This window comes from Plastoroseomonas hellenica (genome assembly GCF_018129085.1).
Lineage (GTDB): Bacteria > Pseudomonadota > Alphaproteobacteria > Acetobacterales > Acetobacteraceae > Plastoroseomonas > Plastoroseomonas hellenica.
On record NZ_JAAGBB010000138.1, the window covers coordinates 1 to 1683 of the forward strand.

Here is a 1683-nt window from a genome sequence, read left to right on the forward strand (position 1 = left end):
CCCCGATCCCGGCTGCGCGCCGCGGCTGACCGCCGATGCGCCAGCGACCGCGCTGGCCCGGCTCCGCACCCTGGGGGAGGAGGCGCCGGGCATCGACCTGCCGCTCGCCACCGCCGCGGTGCTGAGCGCGCGCTTCACGCTGCTGACGCCGGCCGGCACCTTGCCCTGCCCGGGGCCGCGGCGGCGGCTGGTCGATGGCGGCTACTTCGAGAATTCCGGCCTGACCACGGTGCTGGAGGTGGTGGATGCGCTGCGCCCGATCGCCCGCGACCGGCGCGTCGCGCTGGTGATCCTTCGCATCGAGAACAGCCGCGCCACCACCAATGCCGGCAATGCCCATGGCGCGGCGCCGCAGGACCCGCCGGGCTGGCTCGCCGAGATCGCCTCCCCGGTGCGGGCGCTGATGGCGACGCGGGAAGCCCGCGGCGAACAGGCGCGTGCCGCGGTGAGCCGGGCGGTGGAGCAATCCCGCATCAGTTGCGCCGCCGCCAGGCGGGCCCAGGTCGCGGCCGATCTGTCGCGCGAGGTGGAGCTGACGCCCTGCGTCGAGATCGGGGAGATCGCCTTCGCGCTCTCGCCCGGCTGCGTGCCGATCCCGCTCGGCTGGTCGCTCTCCGACGGCGCCCGGCAGGAGATGCAGCGCCAGCTCCTCGGCGCGCCCGCCCAGGGCTGCGCGGAGGGCGGCAAGACCGGGCGCCTGAACAACTGGCTGGCGATGGACAGCGTGTTCGGGCTGCTGGCGCCGCCCGTGCCGACGCCCTGAAACCCGCTCCGCCCCCTGGGCAGGGGATGCCGGCCGGCCCCGCCGGGCGGGCAGGCGTCCCCCTTTAGGGGGGCAAAGCGGCAAAGCAGCAAAACCGGGCGTGGCAAAGCAATCCTGGCGGCAAAGCGGCAAAGCTCGGGAAAATCCTGCAAGATCAATACTGTGCCGCTTTGCCGCCCCGGCGCGGCAAAGCGGGCAAAGCCAGCTTTGCCGTTCCGTGCGACAAAGCAACGATCGGGGGCGGCCGGCGGCTCCGTGGGTGATCAAGGGGGCTCGACGGCCTAGCTGGTCAACAGTTCTTGATTCGTAATTCGGAACGAACTGGGCCGTGAGGCGCATCCCTACCGGCAAAATGCGTCGGAATGCATAAAAATCTACCTCAAACCGAGCATTGCCGGGCGGCGTTGATCGTATACCAAGAGCATATCCTATCCGCTGCGCGCATAAGTCGCCGTAGACGAAACGAGAATCCAACGTTACGCATATGCGGACGTGTTACAGCCGTCAGGCCCCGCATAGGTTGTGGATCTTCAACAAGATATGCCTCTTTGTGGGGATTTATGACAAACTATACACGCATTGATTGTTTTGACCGAACACTCCACCGCAGGAGAGTTGCGTGAAGTCATCTTTCTCGGCGTCATTAGCCGGCCGTGACGGGTCCCTGCGCAACTTCGCGCAACGTCCCGTGAATGTCGCATCCGATGCAGCGAGCCAGTCGCCCATGCGTCACGCGCGGGGATGGCTGTTCGGGACCACGGCACTGGTCGGCGCCTCGCCCGATCGCGGGCCGTCGGCGCGCTCTCGGCTGCTTCCGATGGGCGCCTTGGCGGCAGCGCTCCTCCTGCCGCTGGCGGGCTCCGTGCTCGCCGCTGACGGCGGCGGCGGCGGCGGCGGCGGTGGCTGCGGCGGTCCGGGCG

The 1683-nt window shown here is 69.3% G+C and carries 1 protein-coding gene; it reads left to right on the forward strand.

What is annotated here, in order from left to right; all coding sequences use genetic code 11:
- Positions 1–763, forward strand: a 763-nt coding sequence (locus tag GXW71_RS34495; RefSeq protein WP_211858597.1) for a hypothetical protein, incomplete at its 5' end; no start/stop codon positions are given.
- Positions 764–1683 lie beyond the last annotated feature (920 nt).